Genomic DNA, 18,810 nt, shown 5'->3' with positions numbered 1-18,810 from the left:
GGGGATCAGCCCTCCGAGGGAGCGAGGCGCTTGAGCTCCGCCTCGGTCGACTTGAGCAGGTCGTTCCAGGCGGCCTCGAACTTCTCCACGCCCTCGTCCTCCAGGAGCTGGACGACATCGTCGTACGAGATGCCGAGCGCGCCGATCGCGTCGAGATCGGCCTGCGCCGCCTCGTAGGTGCCGGCGATGGTGTTGCCGGTGATCTCGCCGCGCGCCGCGGTGGCCTCCAGGGTGGCCTCCGGCATGGTGTTGACCGTGCCCGGGGCGACCAGCTCGTCCACGTACAGCGTGTCCTTGTAGGCCGGGTCCTTGACGCCGGTCGAGGCCCACAGCGGACGCTGCTTGTTGGCGCCGGCCTTGTCCAGGGCGGCCCAGCGGTCGGAGGAGAAGACCTCCTCGTACGCCTGGTAGGCCAGCCGGGCGTTGGCCAGCGCGGCCTTGCCCTTGAGGGCCTTGGCCTCGTCGGTGCCGTTCTTGTCCAGGCGCTTGTCGATCTCGGTGTCCACGCGGGACACGAAGAACGAGGCCACCGAACGGATCAGGGACAGGTCCAGGCCCGCGGCCTTGGCCTTCTCCAGGCCCGCGAGGTAGGCGTCCATCACCTCGCGGTAGCGCTCCAGCGAGAAGATCAGCGTGACGTTGACGCTGATGCCCAGGCCGATGACCTCGGTGATCGCCGGCAGGCCCGCCTTCGTGGCCGGGATCTTGATCAGCGTGTTCGGGCGGTCCACCAGCCACGCCAGCTGCTTGGCCTCGGCGATGGTCGCCGCGGTGTGGTGGGCCAGGCGCGGGTCCACCTCGATGGAGACCCGGCCGTCCTGCCCGCCGGTGGCGTCGAAGACCGGCCGCAGGACGTCGGCGGCGTCCCGGACGTCCGCCGTCGTGATCATGCGGATGGCTTCCTCGACGGTGACCTTACGGGCGGCGAGGTCGGCGACCTGCTGCTGGTAGCCGTCGCCCGAGGAGATCGCCTTCTGGAAGATCGACGGGTTGGTCGTGACGCCGACGACGTGCTGCTGGTCGATCAGCTCGGCGAGGTTGCCGGACGTGATGCGCTTGCGCGACAGGTCGTCCAGCCAGATCGCGACGCCTTCGTCGGAGAGGCGCTTGAGTGCGTCTGTCATGGGTTCTGCATCTCCTACTCGTCGTGTACGTGCGTCAGCGCGCGGCGGCTTCGAGCGATTCCCGGGCGGCGGCGGCGACCGCGTCGGCGGTGAAGCCGAACTCGCGGAAGAGGACCTTGCCGTCGGCCGAGGCGCCGAAGTGCTCCAGCGACACGATGCGTCCGGCGTCGCCCACGAAGCGGTGCCAGGTCAGGCCGATGCCCGCCTCGACGGCGACCCGCGCCTTGACCGACGGCGGCAGCACGCTGTCGCGGTACTCCTGGTCCTGCTGCTCGAACCACTCGACGCACGGCATCGACACCACGCGGGTCGGAACGCCCGCGGCCTGCAGCTGCTCGCGCGCCTCGACGGCCAGCTGCACCTCGGAGCCGGTGCCGATCAGCACGACCTGGGGCTCGCCGCCCTCGGCGTCGAAGAGGACGTAACCACCCTTGGCGGTGTCCTCGTTGGCCGGGTACGTCGGGACGCCCTGGCGGGTCAGCGCGAGGCCGTGCGGGGCACCCACGCCGAACTTCTTCGTGTAGCGCTTGAGGATCTCGCGCCAGGCGAGGGCGGTCTCGTTGGCGTCGGCCGGGCGCACGATGTTCAGGCCCGGGATGGCGCGCAGCGAGGCCAGGTGCTCGACCGGCTGGTGGGTCGGGCCGTCCTCGCCCAGACCGATGGAGTCGTGCGTCCACACGTACGTCACCGGCAGGTGCATCAGGGCCGACAGCCGGACGGCGTTGCGCATGTAGTCGGAGAACACCAGGAAGGTGCCGCCGTAGATGCGGGTGTTGCCGTGCAGCGCGATGCCGTTCATCTCCGCGGCCATGGAGTGCTCGCGGATGCCGAAGTGGATGGTGCGGCCGTACGGGTCGGCCTCCGGCAGCGGGTTGCCCTCGGGCAGGAACGACGACGTCTTGTCGATGGTGGTGTTGTTCGAGCCCGCGAGGTCCGCGGAGCCGCCCCACAGCTCGGGGATGACCGCGCCCAGCGCGTGCAGCACCTTGCCGGACGCGGCGCGGGTGGCGACCGGCTTGCCGGTCTCGAAGACGGGGAGGTGGTCCTCCCAGCCCTCGGGCAGCTCGGTGGCGGCGATCCGGTCGAACTCCGCGGCGCGCTCCGGGCTGGCGGTGCGCCAGGCGGCGAAGGACTTCTCCCACTCCTTCTTGGCGTCCCGGCCGCGGTCGAGGGCGCCGCGGGTGTGCGCGAGCACCTCGTCGGTGACCTCGAAGTGCTTCTCCGGGTCGAAGCCCAGGACGCGCTTGGTGGCCGCGACCTCCTCCTCGCCCAGCGCCGAGCCGTGCGCGGCCTCGGTGTTCTGGGCGTGGGGGGCCGGCCAGGCGATGATCGAGCGCATCGCGATGAACGACGGCTTGTCGGTCACCGCCTTCGCGGCCTCGATGGCGCGGAACAGCGCCTCGGCGTCGAGGTCGCCGTTCTCCTTGGGCGCCACGCGCTGTACGTGCCAGCCGTAGGCCTCGTACCGCTTCACGGTGTCTTCGGAGATGGCGGTCTCGGTGTCGCCCTCGATCGAGATGTGGTTGTCGTCCCACAGCATGATGAGGTTGCCGAGCTTCTGGTGGCCGGCCAGCGAGGACGCCTCGGCGGAGATGCCCTCCTGGAGGCAGCCGTCGCCGGCGATCGCGTAGATGTAGTGGTCGAACGGCGAGGAGCCCTGGGCCGCGTCCGGGTCGAACAGGCCGCGCTCGTAGCGGGCCGCCATGGCCATACCGACCGCGTTGGCGACGCCCTGGCCCAGCGGGCCGGTGGTGGTCTCCACGCCGGTGGTGTGGCCGTACTCCGGGTGGCCGGGGGTCTTCGAGCCCCAGGTGCGGAAGGCCTTGAGGTCGTCCAGCTCCAGGCCGTAGCCGGCCAGGAAGAGCTGGATGTAGAGCGTCAGGCTGGAGTGGCCCGCGGAGAGGACGAACCGGTCACGGCCGGTCCAGTCGGCGTCCGCGGGGTCGTGCCGCATGAGCTTCTGGAACAGCACATAGGCGGCGGGCGCCAGACTCATGGCCGTACCCGGATGGCCGTTACCGACCTTCTGCACGGAGTCCATGGCCAGGACCCGGACGGTGTCCACCGCCCGCTGGTCCAGTTCGGTCCACTCGAATTCTGTGGTGGTCGGCTTGGTGCTCACCCTGAGTCAGGGCTCCTCTCCACATGTCGAATGCCACGGACGTATGTCCGCCAGGCGGTGTCGAGCCTACCCCCGTAAGTGCGGGCGTCTTTTCGACGCTCATTCGGTGTTTTCGGTGCTCAGTCGCTGCGTGGCCGTCACGGGGTTCGTCGCTCCGGGCAACCGGATCACCGGGCCGGACATTCCCGGCCCGGCGGCCACGGCCATACGACCAGACTGCCGGGCGGCGGTCCCGCCCGCCTCCTGAACAGCGGGCGAACGCCCGGGGAAAGCTGCCGCCGCCACCCCGCCGCACGGGCCCCAACACGACCCCACCCCCGCGAAGACCGCCGTATGGCCAACGTCTAAAGTGGCGTGGTACGCGCAAGCTTTTACCCGGTTCACGGAGTCGTAAGGGCTTGCGAGCCTTATTTCCATCCGCGGCGGGAGCCGCTGATGTTACTTCCAGGGGTGTGCGTGACGGCCGTCGAATCCCGTCCTGCGGGGGTGCTCTCCGAGAGCCCGGGTGGTCCAGGTCGCCGTCCGTTCGGGGCCCGCGTCAAGGCGTTCGTGGCGCTGACCAAGCCGCGGATCATCGAGCTGCTGCTGATCACCACGGTTCCGGTGATGTTCCTCGCTCAGCAGGGTGTGCCCGACCTGTGGCTGGTGCTCGTCACCTGCGTCGGCGGCTACCTCTCCGCGGGCGGCGCCAACGCCCTGAACATGTGGTACGACCGCGACATCGACGCCCTGATGGAGCGCACCTCGCAGCGTCCGCTGGTCACCGGCATGGTGAGCCCGAACGAGTGCCTGGTCTTCGGCATCTCCCTCGCGGTGGTCTCCACGCTCCTGTTCGGCTTCGCGGTCAACTGGCTGTCGGCCTGGCTGTCCCTGGGCGCGCTGCTCTTCTACGTCGTCGTCTACACGATGATCCTCAAGCGGCGGACGTCGCAGAACATCGTGTGGGGTGGTATCGCGGGCTGCCTGCCCGTCCTCATCGGCTGGTCGTCGGTCACCGACTCCATGTCGTGGGCGCCGGTCATCCTCTTCCTGGTCATGTTCTTCTGGACGCCGCCGCACTACTGGCCGCTGTCCATGAAGGTGAAGGACGACTACGCGCGGGTGGGCGTGCCGATGCTTCCGGTCATCGCCTCCAACAAGGTGGTCGCGCGGCAGATCGTCGTCTACAGCTGGGTGATGGTCGGGGTGTCCCTGCTGCTGACGCCGCTCGGCTACACCGGCTGGTTCTACACCGCGGTGGCGCTGCTCGCCGGCGGCTTCTGGCTGTGGGAGGCGCACGGGCTGCAGAACCGCGCCAAGGCCGAGGTCACCGGCGCCAAGCTCAAGGAGATGCGGCTGTTCCACTGGTCCATCACCTATGTGTCCCTGCTGTTCGTCGCCGTCGCCGTGGATCCCTTCCTTCGGTGATTACTCGTGGGTAGCATGCTGTCCATGGCAGACACCCAGCAGGCGGACGAGCAGACGGCGGTCGGCGCGGCGGCCGCCACCAAGGACGAGAAGCGGGCCGGCAAGCGCGCGGCGCGGCTCGCCCGGCAGATCCGCGCCTTCGCCGACTCCCACGGCGGCAGCGCCGAGGGCCAGCTCGCGCACATCGCCCGCGGCAGCGTCCGGATCGCCCTCGTCGGGGCCAACGGCGAGTGGGGCAACCTCGTCGCCCGTACGTACGACGAGGCCAAGGACGCCGCGACCCGGGCCGGTCTCACCCTCCACGACGACTTCGACGGCGAACTCGCCGCCAAGGTCCGCACCGGCCGCTACGAGTGGTCGCGGATGGCGGGCCTCCAGCTGGGCGGCCCGGCCAACGCCTGAGGACGGTGCGGCGGCGCGCCGGGGCGCGCGCCGGAAGCGGAGCCCGCTACCTCACCACCCCCTCCTCCGTTAAGCCCACCGGGCGCGGCGTTCCGGCCACGCCCGGCGGGCTCTGGGGAGGAGGAGCGGATGGACGGCCTTCCCTTCCCGGCGGATCAGCCACCGCTCATCGATCAGTACAGCCACGGCGCCGTGCACGGCGAACTCGGCCTCGGCTCCTTCGAGACGCATCTGGCCGCCGCGGTCGGCGCCCACGGCCCGGCCCCCGCCGGCACCAGCTATTTCGACAGCCTCACCGGGCTCGCGATACGCCGCTGGTGCCCGCCGTTGCTCGGCCTGGAGCCGCACTGTCCGCCGGCCCGCTATCTGGCCCGCAGACGCGAGGTGGGCGCCTACGCGGCCGGCCGGATGCTGCTCCGCGGCTCCGGCATCGGCACCTTCCTGCTGGAGGCCGGCGCCCCCAGCGAACTGACCTCGGCCGCCGAGATCGCCACCGCCGCCGAGGCCCGCGCCCACGAGGTCGTACGGCTCGAACCGCTCGCCGAGCAGGTCGCCGACACCTCCGGCAGCGTCGAATCCTTCCTCGGCTACACCGCCGAGGCCCTCTACGCGGCGGCCCAGCACGCCACCGCCTTCGCCTCCGGCGCCACCTACTGCGACGGACACGCTCCCGAGGCCGGCGAGGTGCGGCGCGCCGCGGACCGCTGGCTGCGCGCCCGCCGCCCCGGCGACCGGCTCACCGAGCCGGCCCTCGTACGGCACCTGCTGTGGAGCGCGGTCGCCACCGGCCTACCCGTACAGCTGCACTGCCCCGATCCGCGGCCGCTGGCCGGCTTCCTGCGGGCCACCACCGGGATCGGCGCGGACCTGGTCCTGCTGCCCGCGGCCCCGCACCACCGCCGGGCCGCCCAGCTCGCCGCCGCGCACGCCCATGTGTACGCCGACACCGGGCCCTGCCCCGCCGAGACCCTGCCGCACGCGCCGTTCGGCAAGCTGCTGTTCTCCTCCGGCGCCCGCGGGCTGCCCGAGCTCTACGTGACCGCCGCCCGGTCCTTCCTGCGCGCCATGGACCGCCTCGTCGGGGAGTGGACCACCGAGGGGCTGTGCGGGGCGGAGGACGGGCGGCGGATCACCGGGATGATCGCGTCCGGGACGGCCCGCCGGATCTACCGGCTCGGCGCGGAGGCCACCTGAGGCTCCGCGGGCGCCTCGTCCGCGGCGGCCGGCGCGTCGCCGGCCTCGGGCTCGTCCTCCTGGAGCGGCCCGCGGTCGCGCAGCGACAGCGCCACCCGCAGCACGGCGATCCACACCAGCGTCGACCCCAGCATGTGCAGCCCGATGACGATCTCGGGCAGCCCCAGGAAGTACTGGACGTAGCCGATGACGCCCTGCAGCGCGAGGCAGGCGAACAGTTCCAGCACGGTCCGGCGGGCGGCGGCCGGTGCCTTGACGGCGCGCAGCGCGAACCACAGGGCCACGCTCAGGCCGACCACGACGTAGACGAAGTCGACGTGGAGCTGGGTGATCTCCTGCCAGTTCAGCGGGATGCGGTGGACCTTGTGCGCATCGCCGGCGTGCGGGCCGGCGCCGGTGACGACCGTGCCGATGACGGTCAGCGCGCCGGTCACCGCCACCAGCAGCCAGGCCAGCTGCCGGACCGGGCGGGCGGTCACGTCCCGCGGCTCGTCGTCGCCCTCGCCGGCCCGCTTCCAGCTCAGCACGGCGACCGTGAGCAGGGCCGTGGACAGCAGGAAGTGCGCGGCGACGAGGTACGGGTTCAGGCCGGTCAGCACGACGATGCCGCCCCAGACCGCATTGCCCATCACGATCCAGAACTGCGCCCAGCCGAGGCGGGTGAGCGAGCGGCGCCGGGGGTGCCGGGCGCGGGCGGCGATGATGAACAGCCCGACGAACGCGCACAGCACGTACGTCAGCATGCGGTTGCCGAACTCGATGAGGCCGTTGATGCCCATCGCGTGGGTCGGCGTGAGGCTCTCCGGCGTGCACTTCGGCCAGGTCGAGCAGCCCAGTCCGGACTGGGTGAGCCGGACCGCGCCGCCGGTCACGACGATGATCACGGCCATCACGACGGTCGCCAGCGCGGCCCGCCGCACGAAGGCCGCGGACGGCTGCCAGCGGCGGGCGATCAGCTCAAGGGGATTCAGCGAATTCGGCACGGGAGCCATGGTATGCGGCGGCTTGTGCAAGTTTTCACGAGGGGGTCCCGGGGGTCGGCAGCCCGGGGTCCGAAACCCGATCGGCCCACCCCGGGACTACTCCCAGCGGAAGAACTTCGCCGCCGCGCCCAGCCCCAGGACGGCCCACACGGCGAGGATGCCCAGGTCGGACCACGGCACCGCCGCGCCGTGCCGGAGCACCTCGCGCAGCCCGTCCGAGAGGGCCGAGATCGGCAGCAGGTGCAGCACCGCCTGGGCGGCCGCCGGGAACTTGGTGAGCGGGACGATCACCCCGCCGCCGACCAGGAGCAGCAGGAAGACGAGGTTGGCCGCGGCCAGGGTCGCTTCGGCCTTCAGGGTCCCGGCCATCAGCAGTCCCAGCCCCGAGAAAGCGGCCGTGCCCAGCATCAGGAGCAGCAGCACGGTGAGCGGGCTGCCGTGCGGGGACCAGCCCAGCGCGAGGGCCACCGCCGTCAGCAGCACGATCTGCAGGACCTCGGTGACCAGCACCGCACAGGTCTTCGCGGTCATCAGCCCCCAGCGCGGCAGCGGCGAGACGGCGAGCCGCTTGAGGACGCCGTAGCGGCGCTCGAAGCCGGTGGCGATGGCCTGGCCGGTGAACGCGGTGGACATCACGGCCAGCGCGAGGATGCCCGGCGCCAGGAAGTCCACCGCCCGGCCCGCTCCGGTGTCGACGATGTCGACGGCGGAGAAGAGCACCAGCAGCAGCGTCGGAATGATCACGGTGAGCAGCAGCTGCTCGCCGTTGCGCAGCAGCATCCGGGTCTCCAGGGCCGCCTGGGCCCGGATCATCCGGGGCAGCGGCGCGGCGCCGGGCCGCGGGGCGAACGCGCCCGTTCCGGTGGCGGTCCCGGCCTCGGTGGCGGTCATGCGCGCAGCTCCTTACCGGTCAGCTCCAGGCTGTGCCTTCCCGGGGGACAACCCCCGGACCCCCGGCCGAAAGACGCGTGGGTCCCTCTCATGCGCGCAGCTCCTTGCCGGTCAGCTCCAGGAAGACGTCCTCCAGGGTGTGCCGCTCGACGGCTATCGCGTCCGGCATCACGCCGTTCTGCGCGCACCACGAGGCGACCGTGGCCAGCAGCTGCGGGTCGATCTTGCCGTGGACGCGGTAGATGCCGGAGGCGGGCTCCGAGGCGGCGCTGTCCGCGGGCAGTGCCTTGAGGAGGGAGGCGAGGTCGAGGCCGGGCCGGCCGGTGAAGCGCAGGCTGTTCTCGGCGCCGCCGCGGCACAGCTCGTCGGGGCTGCCCTGGGCGATCACCCGGCCGCCGTCGATGATCGCGACGTCGTCGGCGAGCTGTTCGGCCTCGTCCATGAAGTGGGTGGTGAGCACGCAGCTCACGCCGTCGGCGCGGAGTTCCCGTACGAGGTCCCAGGTGGCGCGGCGGGCCTGCGGGTCCAGGCCGGCCGTCGGCTCGTCGAGGAAGACCAGCTCCGGGCGGCCGACCACGGCCATGGCCAGCGCCAGCCGCTGCTGCTGGCCGCCGGAGAGCCGCCGGTAGGGCGTCCGGCCGCAGGAGCCCAGGCCCAGCCGGTCGATGAGCATGCCGACGTCGAGCGGGTGGGCGTGCAGGGTGGCGGTGTGCCGCAGCATCTCCTCGGCGCGGGCGCCCGCGTAGACGCCACCCGACTGGAGCATCACGCCGATCCGGGGGCGCAGCGCGGCCGCGTCGGCGACCGGGTCCAGGCCCAGGACGCGGACCGTGCCGGCGTCCGGGCGGCGGTAGCCCTCGCAGGTCTCGACGGTGGTGGTCTTGCCGGCGCCGTTGGGCCCGAGCACGGCGGTCACCGTGCCGTGGGCGACACTCAGGTCGAGCCCGTCCACCGCGGTCTTCGTCCCGTACCGCTTGACCAGGCCGGTGACCTCGACGGCCGGCGCCCGTCCGGGGGGCCGGGGAGTGCTCCCCGGGGAGGTGCTGCGCATGCCGCGCAGTCTACGAAGAACGGCCGCACCGCCGTCAGTGGGGGCTCGCCCCGTATCAGTGCGCGTCCTCGCAGGTCCGCGACCGGATCGCGGGCCAAGGGGCGGGGTTGAAATGAGGTGAACCTAAGTGATAGAGGCCACCATCCCGCCATCCGGACCGCGCTTGAATCGCTTTGACGAATTACGCAACAATGGCGTTGTGAAATACGCGAGCGAGGATCAGCGAGAGCCCGGGGTCGGCACGACCGCCGGGCCGGCCGCCTCCGCGCCCGGACCGGATGCCCGGGCGACGCCGGCCCCGCAGGCCGCCCCCGTGTCACACGACGAACAGCAGGGCACCCGCAACAGGGTCGCCCGTTCCATCCTCGACCACGGTCCGTCCACCGCCGCCGAGCTCGCCCTCCGTCTGGAGCTGACCCAGGCCGCCGTCCGCCGGCACCTGGACGCGCTGGTCGCCGAGGGCGTCGTCGAGCCCCGCGAGCAGCGGGTCTACGGCAGCCGCGGCCGCGGCCGCCCGGCCAAGGCCTTCGCCCTCACCGACTGTGGGCGGGACGCCTTCGACCAGGCCTACGACCAGCTCGCCTCCGACGCGCTGCGCTGGATCGCGCAGAGCGCGGGTGGCGGCGAGCAGGGCGAGGCGGCAGTCGCCGCTTTCGCCCGGGCCCGGCTGGCCGCCCAGGCCGAGGTCTACCGCGAGGCGGTCGACAGCGCCGACCCGGAGGCCCGCACCCAGGCCCTGGCGAGGGCGTTGACCGCGGACGGGTACGCTGCTACGGCGCGCAGCGCCCCCAACCCCCAGCTCGGTGAACAGCTCTGCCAGCACCACTGCCCGGTCGCACACGTCGCCGAGCAGTACCCGCAGCTGTGCGAGGCGGAGACCGAGGTCTTCTCCCGATTGCTCGGGACCCACGTACAGCGCCTTGCCACCATCGCCCACGGCGACGGGGTGTGCACGACCTTCGTCCCGAAGGCCGGCGTCGGCAAGGCAGCTCACCGAGCCGGTGAGCGCCCCCACCAGACCACGACATCATCTGCAAGCACGGCCGGGAGGAACCCCGCATGACGCTCCCCACGGAGACTGCTCACCCCGAACTCGAGGGTCTGGGCAACTACGAATACGGCTGGGCCGACTCCGACGTGGCCGGCGCTTCGGCGAAGCGCGGTCTCTCCGAGGACGTCGTCCGCGACATCTCGGCGAAGAAGAACGAGCCGGAGTGGATGCTCAAGCTGCGCCTCAAGGGCCTGCGGCTGTTCGACAAGAAGCCCATGCCCAACTGGGGCTCGGACCTGTCGGGCATCGACTTCGACAACATCAAGTACTTCGTCCGCTCCACCGAGCAGCAGGCCGCCTCCTGGGAGGACCTGCCCGAGGACATCAAGAACACCTACGACAAGCTCGGCATCCCCGAGGCGGAGAAGCAGCGCCTGGTCGCCGGTGTCGCCGCGCAGTACGAGTCCGAGGTCGTCTACCACCAGATCCGTGAGGACCTGGAGGCGCAGGGCGTCATCTTCCTGGACACCGACACCGCGCTGAAGGAGCACCCGGAGCTCTTCCAGGAGTACTTCGGCACGGTCATCCCGGTCGGTGACAACAAGTTCGCCTCGCTGAACACCGCGGTCTGGTCCGGCGGCTCGTTCATCTACGTCCCCAAGGGTGTCCACGTCGACATCCCGTTGCAGGCCTACTTCCGGATCAACACCGAGAACATGGGCCAGTTCGAGCGGACGCTGATCATCGTCGACGAGGACGCCTACGTCCACTACGTCGAGGGCTGCACCGCGCCGATCTACAAGTCGGACTCGCTGCACTCCGCGGTGGTCGAGATCATCGTCAAGAAGGGCGGCCGCTGCCGCTACACGACCATCCAGAACTGGTCGAACAACGTCTACAACCTGGTCACCAAGCGCGCCGTCGCCTACGAGGGCGCGACCATGGAGTGGGTCGACGGCAACCTCGGCTCCAAGGTGACGATGAAGTACCCGGCGGTCTACCTCATGGGCGAGCACGCCAAGGGCGAGACCCTGTCCATCGCCTTCGCCGGCGAGGGCCAGCACCAGGACGCCGGCTCCAAGATGGTCCACATGGCGCCGAACACCTCGTCCAACATCGTCTCCAAGTCGGTGGCGCGCGGTGGCGGCCGGACCTCCTACCGCGGTCTGGTCGAGATCGGCGAGGGTGCCGCGGGCTCCAAGTCCAACGTGCTGTGTGACGCCCTGCTGGTGGACACCATCTCCCGCTCGGACACCTACCCCTACGTCGACGTCCGCGAGGACGACGTCTCCATGGGCCACGAGGCGACCGTCTCCAAGGTCAGCGAGGACCAGCTGTTCTACCTGATGGCCCGCGGTCTGTCGGAGGACGAGGCCATGGCGATGATCGTGCGCGGCTTCGTCGAGCCGATCGCCCGTGAGCTGCCGATGGAGTACGCCCTGGAGCTGAACCGGCTGATCGAGCTGCAGATGGAGGGCGCGGTCGGCTGACCCGGCCGCCCGTCCCCGCCCGCAGCACCCTTCTTGACGCAGAAAGCGAGCACTACGACAGCCATGGCTGAGGCTCAGAACATCCCGGCGGGTTCCACGACCACCGGCTCCATCGCGGTGGCCGCGGAGTCCACCGTCGCCACCCGGATGAGCGCCCCGCCGTCCTACGACGTGGCGGACTTCCCGGTGCCGCACGGCCGCGAGGAGGAGTGGCGGTTCACCCCCCTCGCGCGCCTGAAGGGCCTGCACGACGGCTCCGCCGCGGCCGGCGGTCCCGACCTGAAGATCGACATCACCGCGCCCGAGGGCGTCACCCACGAGCTGGTCGACCGCGCCGACCCGCGGGTCGGCAAGGCCGGCAAGCCCGTCGACCGGGTCGCCGCCCAGGCGTACAGCTCGTTCGAGAAGGCCTCGGTGGTCACGGTCCCCAAGGAGACCGTGCTCAGCGAGCCCATCCGGATCTCGGTGCACGGCGAGGGCGGCACCGCCTTCGGCCACCAGGTCATCGAGCTCGGCGCGTTCGCCGAGGCGGTCGTGGTCATCGACCACACCGGTGACGCGGTGCTCGCCGCCAACGTCGACTACCTCCTCGGTGACGGCGCCAAGCTGACCGTCGTCTCCGTCCAGGACTGGGACGAGTCGGCCGTCCACACCGGCCAGCACAACGCCCTGGTCGGCCGGGACGCCACCTTCAAGTCCGTGGTCGTCACCTTCGGCGGCGACCTCGTCCGCCTGCACCCGCGCGTCACGTACGCCGGCCCCGGCGGCGAGGCCGAGTTCTACGGCCTGTACTTCACCGAGCAGGGCCAGCACCACGAGCACCGCCTCTTCGTCGACCACGAGGCGTCCAACTGCCGCTCGCACGTGACCTACAAGGGCGCGCTGCAGGGCGAGGACGCACACGCCGTCTGGATCGGCGACGTCCTCATCCGCGCCTCGGCCACCGGCACGGACACCTACGAGCTCAACCGCAACCTCGTCCTCACCGACGGCGCGCGGGTCGACTCGGTGCCCAACCTGGAGATCGAGACCGGCGAGATCGTCGGCGCCGGCCACGCCTCGGCGACCGGCCGCTTCGACGACGAGCAGCTCTTCTACCTGATGGCCCGCGGCATCCCCGCCGAGGAGGCCCGCCGGCTCGTCGTCCGTGGCTTCTTCGCCGAGCTGGTCCAGCAGATCGGCCTCCCGGACGTCGAGGAGCGCCTGATGAGCAAGATCGAGGCCGAGCTGGAAGCGTCCGCGGTATGAGCTACGTACGCGCAGCGGCGCTGAGCGAGCTGGAGGAGGACACCCCCAAGAGGGTGGAGATCGACGGCACGCCCATCTCCCTGGTCCGCACCGAGGGCGAGGTGTTCGCGATCAACGACATCTGCTCGCACGCGAACGTCTCCCTCTCCGAGGGCGAGGTCGAGGACTGCTCGATCGAGTGCTGGCTGCACGGTTCGAGCTTCGACCTGCGCACCGGCAAGCCGTCCGGCCTCCCCGCGACGCGCCCCGTCCCCGTTTACCCCGTAAAGATCGAAGGGGACGACGTGCTCGTCTCCGTCACCCAGGAGTCCTGAGTCACCCATGGCAACGCTTGAGATCCACGACCTGCACGTCTCCGTCGAGGCCGAGAACGGCCAGCGCGAGATCCTGAAGGGCGTCGACCTGACCGTGAAGCAGGGCGAGACGCACGCCATCATGGGCCCCAACGGCTCCGGCAAGTCGACCCTCGCCTACTCCCTCGCCGGTCACCCGAAGTACACGATCACCGGCGGCACCGTCACCCTCGACGGCGAGGACGTCCTCGCGATGTCCGTCGACGAGCGCGCCCGCGCCGGTGTCTTCCTCGCCATGCAGTACCCGGTCGAGGTCCCCGGCGTCTCCGTCTCCAACTTCCTGCGCACCTCCGCCACCGCGATCCGCGGCGAGGCCCCCAAGCTGCGGCTGTGGGTCAAGGAGGTCAAGGAGGCCATGGAGCGCCTGAACATGGACCCCGCCTTCGCCGAGCGCAACGTCAACGAGGGCTTCTCCGGCGGTGAGAAGAAGCGCCACGAGATCCTCCAGCTGGAGCTGCTCAAGCCGGCCATCGCGATCCTCGACGAGACCGACTCCGGTCTGGACGTCGACGCGCTGCGCATCGTCTCCGAGGGCGTCAACCGCGTCCGCGAGACCGGCCAGGTCGGCACCCTGCTGATCACTCACTACACGCGCATCCTGCGCTACATCAAGCCCGACCACGTCCACGTCTTCGCCAACGGGCGGATCGCCGAGTCCGGCGGCCCGGAGCTGGCGGACAAGCTGGAGGCCGAGGGCTACGAGGCATACGTGAAGGGTGGTACGACCGCGTGACACAGCTGCCGGGCCTCCTCGACACAGAGGCGATCCGTAAGGACTTCCCCCTCCTGGACCGCCAGGTCCACGACGGCCGGAAGATCGTGTACCTGGACAATGCGGCGACCTCGCAGAAGCCGCGCCAGGTCCTCGACGCCCTGAACGCCTACTACGAACGTCACAACGCCAACGTCCACCGCGGCGTGCATGTGCTCGCCGAGGAGGCCACGGCGCTGTACGAAGGCGCCCGTGACAAGGTCGCCGCCTTCATCAACGCGCCGAGCCGCGACGAGGTGATCTTCACCAAGAACGCCTCGGAGTCGCTCAACCTCGTCGCGAACATGCTCGGCTGGGCCGACGAGCCCTACCGCGTGGACCGTGAGACCGAGATCGTCATCACGGAGATGGAGCACCACTCCAACATCGTTCCGTGGCAGCTGCTCTCGCAGCGCACGGGTGCGCAGCTGAAGTGGTTCGGCCTGACCGACGACGGCCGCCTGGACCTTTCGAACATCGAAGAGGTCATCACCGAGCGGACGAAGATCGTCTCGTTCACGCTGGTCTCCAACCTGCTGGGCACCTTCAACCCGGTCGAGACGATCATCCGGCGGGCCCAGGAGGTCGGCGCGCTGGTCTGCATCGACGCCTCGCAGGCCGCCCCGCACATGGTGCTGGACGTGCAGGCGCTGCAGGCCGACTTCGTGGCCTTCACCGGCCACAAGATGTGCGGCCCGACCGGCATCGGCGTCCTGTGGGGCCGCCAGGAGCTGCTGGAGGACCTGCCCCCGTTCCTGGGCGGCGGCGAAATGATCGAGACGGTGTCCATGCACTCCTCGACCTACGCGCCGGCGCCGCACAAGTTCGAGGCCGGTACGCCCCCGATCGCTCAGGCCGTCGGCCTCGGCGCGGCCGTGGACTACCTCTCCTCGATCGGCATGGACAAGATCGCCGCCCATGAGCACGTGATCACCGAGTACGCCGTCAAGCGGCTGCTGGAGGTCCCCGACCTGCGGATCATCGGCCCGAGCTCGGCCGAGGACCGCGGGGCGACGATCTCCTTCACGCTCGGCGACATCCACCCGCACGACGTCGGCCAGGTCCTCGACGAGCAGGGGATCGCGGTCCGCGTGGGCCACCACTGCGCACGGCCGGTGTGCCTGCGCTACGGAATTCCTGCGACCACGCGAGCGTCGTTCTATCTGTACTCCACCCCGGCCGAGGTCGACGCCCTGGTCGAGGGCCTGGAGCACGTGCGGAACTTTTTCGGATGACCACGCACAGCGGACGAGGACGAGGACTGACTGAGCCGTGAAGCTGGATTCCATGTACCAGGACGTCATCCTGGACCACTACAAGCACCCTCATGGGCGCGGTCTTCGGGACGGCGACGCCGAGGTGCACCACGTCAACCCGACCTGCGGCGACGAGATCACGCTGCGGGTCCGCCTCGACGGCGCGACGATCGAAGATGTGTCCTACGAGGGGCAGGGCTGCTCGATCAGCCAGGCCAGTGCGTCGGTGCTCAACGACCTCCTGGTAGGCAAGGAGCTCGGTGAGGCGCAGAAGATCCAGGAGACGTTCCTGGAGCTGATGCAGTCCAAGGGCCAGGTGGAGCCGGACGACGCGATGGAGGAGGTGCTGGAGGACGCGGTGGCGTTCGCCGGCGTCTCCAAGTACCCGGCGCGCGTGAAGTGCGCCCTGCTGAGCTGGATGGCCTGGAAGGACGCCACGGCCAAGGCCCTCTCCGAGGAGGCGAAGACCGCATGACCGACACCCCGACCACCACCAAGCCGGCCTCGGAGGAAGAGGTCCGCGAGGCGCTGTACGACGTCGTCGACCCCGAGCTGGGCATCGACGTCGTCAACCTCGGGCTGATCTACGGCATCCACATCGACGACGCCAACATCGCCACCATCGACATGACGCTGACCTCCGCGGCCTGCCCGCTGACCGACGTCATCGAGGACCAGGCGAAGTCCGCCACGGACGGGATCGTCAACGAGCTGAAGATCAACTGGGTCTGGATGCCCCCGTGGGGCCCGGACAAGATCACCGACGACGGCCGCGAGCAGCTCCGCGCGCTGGGCTTCAACGTCTGATCGACGTCCGCCGGACCCCGCGGGTCCGCGGCAAACGTCACGGCCGTGCCCGCCAGTCACCGCTGGCGGGCACGGCCGTTTCGCGTTTCCGGGCCCGTGCGGTCAGTCGCCGGGCAGGCCCTTGGTCTCCGTGGTGGCGGCCCGCAGTGCCGGCGCCGCCGCGGCGAAGTAGCGGAAGAGCACGCGCAGTTCGTCCGCGCTGAAGGTCCGGAAGACCTCGGCCATCCGCCGCCGCGCCGGCCCGAAGGCCGCCTCGTCCTCCTCGTGCGGCAGCGGCAGCGGCTCGACGACCACCCGCCGCCGGTCCTCGGGGTCGGCGGCCCGGCGGGCCCGGCCGGCCCGTACCAGCCGGTCGACGAGCCGGGTGGTGGCGCTCTGGGAGAGCCCGATGCGCTCGGCGAGGGCGCCGGTGGTGAGCGGCCCGGTGAGCTCCAGGGTGTGCAGCGCGTAGAGGTCGGTGGGGTGCTGGCCGAGCACCTCCGCGGCGGCCTGGCCGTGCAGCACGGTGGCCGTGACATAGCCGCGATAGCTGTCGGCGTGCTGCTGCAGCAGGGCGTCGCGCTGCTGGTCGGACATCTCGCTCACCTTCCGGACGGAACCGTGACTCGCTCGCGGGGCCCGCGCCCTTACGGCCGGCCCCTTGCCACATCCTTGCATGCCTGCATATATTGCATGCGTGCATGCAAATATGCTGCAGTCACCAGTTTCCGCAGGGGGAGTCATGAACGCATCACCGGCAGGGACCACCCAGGACGCCGCGGCCGCCGTACGCGAGCGTTTCGCGGCGCACCGGCTCGCCTGGGGCGACGCCGACGCCTACGGCCGCTCGTTCACCGAGGACGCCGACTACATCACCTTCTACGGCGGCCGGCTCACCGGCCGCGAGGGGGTCGTCGAGGGCCACCGGGGGCTGTTCGCCGGCGTCCTTGCGGGCTCCCGCCTCTGGGCCGAGATCACCGGCCTCGCGTTCCTCGCCCCGGACGTGGCGCTGGTCCACGCCCGCGGCGCCGTCCTCAAGGGCCGCCGCGCCCGGCCGGGCCGCCGCGCGCTCTCCGTCCAGACGTACGTCCTGGTCCGCGAGCCGGACGGCGACTGGCGGATCCGGGCCTTCCACAACACCCGCCACCGGCCCCGCACGGAGGCACTGAGTGCCGCCCTGGCCCGCTGGGCCCCGAAGGCCCACTGACCGGGCCGCTGACCGCGTTTCCCGCGCTCGGTACGGTCGTCCGCATGGCTTATGTGATGCTCGCCGGCGCGATCCTGTCCGAGATCCTCGCGACCACCTCGATGAAGTACAGCGACGGCTTCAGCCGGCTGTGGCCGTCGCTGGGCACCGCGGTGGGGTACGTGATCGCCTTCGCGCTGCTCGCCCAGGCCCTCAAGTCGATGAGCATGGGCACCGCGTACGCCATCTGGGCCGGCGTCGGGACCGCGCTGATCGCGGCCATCGGCATGGTGTTCCTGGGGGAGAGCGCCAGCGCACCGAAGGTCCTCGGGGTGCTGCTGGTGATCGCCGGGGTCGTGGTGCTGAACCTGGACGGGGCGCACTGACGACCTCGGCGGCACGGCCGGCGGCGGACTCGTGCGGCCCTACGAAGCGGGTTGTGCGACCGTACGGGCCGGGCCCGAGCACTGAGACCGGTTCGCCTCGACGGGCGCCCTCCGGTTAGGTTTCCCGCATGACCGATGCTGCTACCTCCGCTTCACGCACGACCGGCGCCGTCGCCGCCGGGCTCGCCACCGTCACCTCCGACGGCACCGTTCTCGACACCTGGTTCCCGGCCCCCGAGCTGGTGACCGTGACCGCCGAGGGCCCCGGCCCGGCCGGCACCGAGCGCCTGGACGACGAGCGCGCCACCGACCTGCTGGGCGCCAACGTCCTCAAGGCGATCGGTCCCGACCCGGTCCGCGAGGTCGAGGTCGTGGCCGTCCGTACAGTCATCGCCTCGCTCGACGACAAGCCGCTGGACGCGCACGACGCCTACCTGCGTCTGCACCTCCTCAGCCACCGCCTGGTCAAGCCGCACGGGCAGAACCTCGAAGGCATCTTCGGCGCGCTGGCGAACGTCGCCTGGACCTCGCTGGGCCCGGTGCCGGTCGACCGGCTGGAGACGGTGCGGCTGAACGCCCGCGCCGAGGGCCTCCACCTCCAGGTCACCAGCGTCGACAAGTTCCCGCGGATGACCGACTACGTCGCGCCCGCCGGCGTGCGGATCGCCGACGCCGACCGGGTCCGCCTCGGCGCCCACCTCGCCGCCGGCACCACCGTCATGCACGAGGGCTTCGTCAACTTCAACGCCGGGACGCTCGGCACCTCCATGATCGAGGGCCGGATCAGCGCCGGCGTGGTCATCGGTGACGGCTCCGACGTCGGTGGCGGCGCCTCCACCATGGGCACCCTCTCGGGCGGCGGCAAGCAGATCATCTCGGTCGGCGAACGCTGCCTGCTCGGCGCCGAGTCCGGCATCGGCATCGCCCTGGGCGACGAGTGCGTCGTCGAGGCCGGTCTGTACGTCACCGCGGGCACCCGGGTCACCCTGCCCGACGGCCAGATCGTCAAGGCCCTGGAGCTGTCCGGCGCGGACAACATCCTCTTCCGCCGCAACTCCACCACCGGCGCCGTCGAGGCCCGCCCGAACAAGGCGGTCTGGGGCGGCCTGAACGAGATCCTGCACAGCCACAACTGACGGTCCGATCCCCCCTGACGGGCCGGCCCTCGACGGGGCGGTGGCGCACCTTC

General features: G+C 70.9%; 20 protein-coding genes. 14 read left to right on the top strand and 6 right to left on the bottom strand.

Annotated elements, in window-relative coordinates:
• Positions 1-5: 5 nt before the first annotated feature.
• Both tal and tkt read right to left on the bottom strand, forming a co-directional pair.
• The gene (gene tal / locus ACGF4C_RS05685) at positions 6-1,124 is read right to left on the bottom strand and encodes a transaldolase (protein ID WP_393563554.1); all 1,119 of its coding nucleotides are present in this window, start codon (positions 1,122-1,124) and stop codon (positions 6-8) included.
• A 34-nt stretch (positions 1,125-1,158) separates the two neighbouring features.
• Complete coding sequence (tkt, locus tag ACGF4C_RS05680; protein WP_393563552.1) at positions 1,159-3,246, bottom strand: transketolase; 2,088 nt, start codon at positions 3,244-3,246, stop codon at positions 1,159-1,161.
• Between the two features lie 435 nt (positions 3,247-3,681).
• Between tkt and ACGF4C_RS05675 the strand changes: the two genes are divergently transcribed.
• From ACGF4C_RS05675 to ACGF4C_RS05665, 3 genes are all read left to right on the top strand, one after another.
• Positions 3,682-4,653, top strand: coding sequence for a heme o synthase (locus ACGF4C_RS05675; protein WP_351534391.1), 972 nt, complete (start codon positions 3,682-3,684; stop codon positions 4,651-4,653).
• Positions 4,654-4,668: 15 nt separating this feature from the next.
• Complete coding sequence (locus tag ACGF4C_RS05670; RefSeq protein WP_201802090.1) at positions 4,669-5,055, top strand: hypothetical protein; 387 nt, start codon at positions 4,669-4,671, stop codon at positions 5,053-5,055.
• A gap of 129 nt (positions 5,056-5,184) precedes the next feature.
• Positions 5,185-6,249 carry an amidohydrolase gene (locus ACGF4C_RS05665; RefSeq protein WP_393563549.1) on the top strand — a complete coding sequence of 355 codons (1,065 nt, stop codon included), beginning with the start codon at positions 5,185-5,187 and terminating at the stop codon, positions 6,247-6,249.
• Here the strand turns inward: ACGF4C_RS05665 and ACGF4C_RS05660 are convergent.
• From ACGF4C_RS05660 to ACGF4C_RS05650, 3 genes are all read right to left on the bottom strand, one after another.
• Positions 6,222-7,232: a heme A synthase gene (locus ACGF4C_RS05660; protein WP_393563548.1), complete on the bottom strand. Its 1,011-nt coding sequence runs from the start codon at positions 7,230-7,232 to the stop codon at positions 6,222-6,224. The two genes, ACGF4C_RS05665 and ACGF4C_RS05660, sit on opposite strands and share 28 nt — an antisense overlap.
• A gap of 96 nt (positions 7,233-7,328) precedes the next feature.
• Positions 7,329-8,123, bottom strand: a complete 795-nt coding sequence (locus ACGF4C_RS05655; RefSeq protein ID WP_393563546.1) for an ABC transporter permease — start codon at positions 8,121-8,123, stop codon at positions 7,329-7,331.
• Between the two features lie 88 nt (positions 8,124-8,211).
• Positions 8,212-9,174: an ABC transporter ATP-binding protein gene (locus ACGF4C_RS05650; protein ID WP_393563544.1), complete on the bottom strand. Its 963-nt coding sequence runs from the start codon at positions 9,172-9,174 to the stop codon at positions 8,212-8,214.
• A 199-nt stretch (positions 9,175-9,373) separates the two neighbouring features.
• Between ACGF4C_RS05650 and ACGF4C_RS05645 the strand changes: the two genes are divergently transcribed.
• The 8 genes from ACGF4C_RS05645 to ACGF4C_RS05610 all read left to right on the top strand — a co-directional run bounded on the left by ACGF4C_RS05645 (position 9,374) and on the right by ACGF4C_RS05610 (position 16,070).
• A complete protein-coding gene (locus ACGF4C_RS05645) occupies positions 9,374-10,237 on the top strand; it encodes a helix-turn-helix transcriptional regulator (RefSeq protein WP_393563542.1) in 864 nt (287 codons plus the stop codon).
• Positions 10,234-11,655, top strand: a complete 1,422-nt coding sequence (gene sufB, locus ACGF4C_RS05640; RefSeq protein WP_265363213.1) for a Fe-S cluster assembly protein SufB — start codon at positions 10,234-10,236, stop codon at positions 11,653-11,655. Before ACGF4C_RS05645 ends, sufB begins: the two co-directional genes overlap by 4 nt.
• Before the next feature lie 63 nt (positions 11,656-11,718).
• Complete coding sequence (gene sufD / locus ACGF4C_RS05635) at positions 11,719-12,903, top strand: Fe-S cluster assembly protein SufD (protein ID WP_030411901.1); 1,185 nt, start codon at positions 11,719-11,721, stop codon at positions 12,901-12,903.
• Positions 12,900-13,217, top strand: a complete 318-nt coding sequence (locus tag ACGF4C_RS05630) for a non-heme iron oxygenase ferredoxin subunit (protein ID WP_030411902.1) — start codon at positions 12,900-12,902, stop codon at positions 13,215-13,217. Before sufD ends, ACGF4C_RS05630 begins: the two co-directional genes overlap by 4 nt.
• Positions 13,218-13,224: 7 nt before the next feature.
• A complete protein-coding gene (gene sufC, locus ACGF4C_RS05625) occupies positions 13,225-13,989 on the top strand; it encodes a Fe-S cluster assembly ATPase SufC (RefSeq protein ID WP_030411903.1) in 765 nt (254 codons plus the stop codon).
• A complete protein-coding gene (locus tag ACGF4C_RS05620; protein ID WP_362141360.1) occupies positions 13,986-15,242 on the top strand; it encodes a cysteine desulfurase in 1,257 nt (418 codons plus the stop codon). Before sufC ends, ACGF4C_RS05620 begins: the two co-directional genes overlap by 4 nt.
• A 37-nt stretch (positions 15,243-15,279) precedes the next feature.
• Complete coding sequence (gene sufU / locus ACGF4C_RS05615; RefSeq protein ID WP_030411905.1) at positions 15,280-15,738, top strand: Fe-S cluster assembly sulfur transfer protein SufU; 459 nt, start codon at positions 15,280-15,282, stop codon at positions 15,736-15,738.
• The gene (locus tag ACGF4C_RS05610) at positions 15,735-16,070 is read left to right on the top strand and encodes a metal-sulfur cluster assembly factor (RefSeq protein WP_033270552.1); all 336 of its coding nucleotides are present in this window, start codon (positions 15,735-15,737) and stop codon (positions 16,068-16,070) included. Before sufU ends, ACGF4C_RS05610 begins: the two co-directional genes overlap by 4 nt.
• Before the next feature lie 102 nt (positions 16,071-16,172).
• Here the strand turns inward: ACGF4C_RS05610 and ACGF4C_RS05605 are convergent, their stop codons facing one another.
• Positions 16,173-16,646, bottom strand: a complete 474-nt coding sequence (locus tag ACGF4C_RS05605; protein ID WP_393563539.1) for a MarR family winged helix-turn-helix transcriptional regulator — start codon at positions 16,644-16,646, stop codon at positions 16,173-16,175.
• A 145-nt stretch (positions 16,647-16,791) separates the two neighbouring features.
• Here ACGF4C_RS05605 and ACGF4C_RS05600 point away from each other — a divergent pair, with 145 nt between their 5' ends.
• The 3 genes from ACGF4C_RS05600 (at position 16,792) to dapD (ending at position 18,757) form a co-directional block, all read left to right on the top strand.
• Positions 16,792-17,256 carry an SgcJ/EcaC family oxidoreductase gene (locus ACGF4C_RS05600; RefSeq protein ID WP_393563537.1) on the top strand — a complete coding sequence of 155 codons (465 nt, stop codon included), beginning with the start codon at positions 16,792-16,794 and terminating at the stop codon, positions 17,254-17,256.
• Between the two features lie 44 nt (positions 17,257-17,300).
• Entirely contained in the window at positions 17,301-17,621 is a 321-nt protein-coding gene (locus ACGF4C_RS05595) for a DMT family transporter (protein WP_393563535.1), read from the top strand.
• Between the two features lie 128 nt (positions 17,622-17,749).
• Positions 17,750-18,757 carry a 2,3,4,5-tetrahydropyridine-2,6-dicarboxylate N-succinyltransferase gene (gene dapD / locus ACGF4C_RS05590; protein ID WP_393563534.1) on the top strand — a complete coding sequence of 336 codons (1,008 nt, stop codon included), beginning with the start codon at positions 17,750-17,752 and terminating at the stop codon, positions 18,755-18,757.
• The last annotated feature ends 53 nt before the right edge of the window (positions 18,758-18,810 follow it).

Origin of the sequence: Streptomyces sp. NPDC048197 (assembly GCF_043202395.1) — a bacterium.
GTDB lineage: Bacteria > Actinomycetota > Actinomycetes > Streptomycetales > Streptomycetaceae > Streptomyces > Streptomyces siderophoricus.
The sequence above is the reverse complement of the archived record's forward strand: the minus strand, read 5'-3'. Positions and strand labels throughout refer to the sequence as shown.

Bases quoted from the DNA above. Each gene is read 5' to 3' on its own strand.
- tal (WP_393563554.1), bottom strand. From the start codon at position 1,124: ATGACAGACGCACTCAAGCGCCTCTCCGACGAAGGCGTCGCGATCTGG.
- ACGF4C_RS05675 (WP_351534391.1), top strand. From the start codon at position 3,682: ATGTTACTTCCAGGGGTGTGCGTGACGGCCGTCGAATCCCGTCCTGCG.
- ACGF4C_RS05670 (WP_201802090.1), top strand. From the start codon at position 4,669: ATGCTGTCCATGGCAGACACCCAGCAGGCGGACGAGCAGACGGCGGTC.
- ACGF4C_RS05665 (WP_393563549.1), top strand. From the start codon at position 5,185: ATGGACGGCCTTCCCTTCCCGGCGGATCAGCCACCGCTCATCGATCAG.
- ACGF4C_RS05655 (WP_393563546.1), bottom strand. From the start codon at position 8,123: ATGACCGCCACCGAGGCCGGGACCGCCACCGGAACGGGCGCGTTCGCC.
- ACGF4C_RS05650 (WP_393563544.1), bottom strand. From the start codon at position 9,174: ATGCGCAGCACCTCCCCGGGGAGCACTCCCCGGCCCCCCGGACGGGCG.
- sufB (WP_265363213.1), top strand. From the start codon at position 10,234: ATGACGCTCCCCACGGAGACTGCTCACCCCGAACTCGAGGGTCTGGGC.
- sufD (WP_030411901.1), top strand. From the start codon at position 11,719: ATGGCTGAGGCTCAGAACATCCCGGCGGGTTCCACGACCACCGGCTCC.
- ACGF4C_RS05630 (WP_030411902.1), top strand. From the start codon at position 12,900: ATGAGCTACGTACGCGCAGCGGCGCTGAGCGAGCTGGAGGAGGACACC.
- sufC (WP_030411903.1), top strand. From the start codon at position 13,225: ATGGCAACGCTTGAGATCCACGACCTGCACGTCTCCGTCGAGGCCGAG.
- ACGF4C_RS05610 (WP_033270552.1), top strand. From the start codon at position 15,735: ATGACCGACACCCCGACCACCACCAAGCCGGCCTCGGAGGAAGAGGTC.
- ACGF4C_RS05605 (WP_393563539.1), bottom strand. From the start codon at position 16,646: ATGTCCGACCAGCAGCGCGACGCCCTGCTGCAGCAGCACGCCGACAGC.
- ACGF4C_RS05600 (WP_393563537.1), top strand. From the start codon at position 16,792: ATGAACGCATCACCGGCAGGGACCACCCAGGACGCCGCGGCCGCCGTA.
- ACGF4C_RS05595 (WP_393563535.1), top strand. From the start codon at position 17,301: ATGGCTTATGTGATGCTCGCCGGCGCGATCCTGTCCGAGATCCTCGCG.
- dapD (WP_393563534.1), top strand. From the start codon at position 17,750: ATGACCGATGCTGCTACCTCCGCTTCACGCACGACCGGCGCCGTCGCC.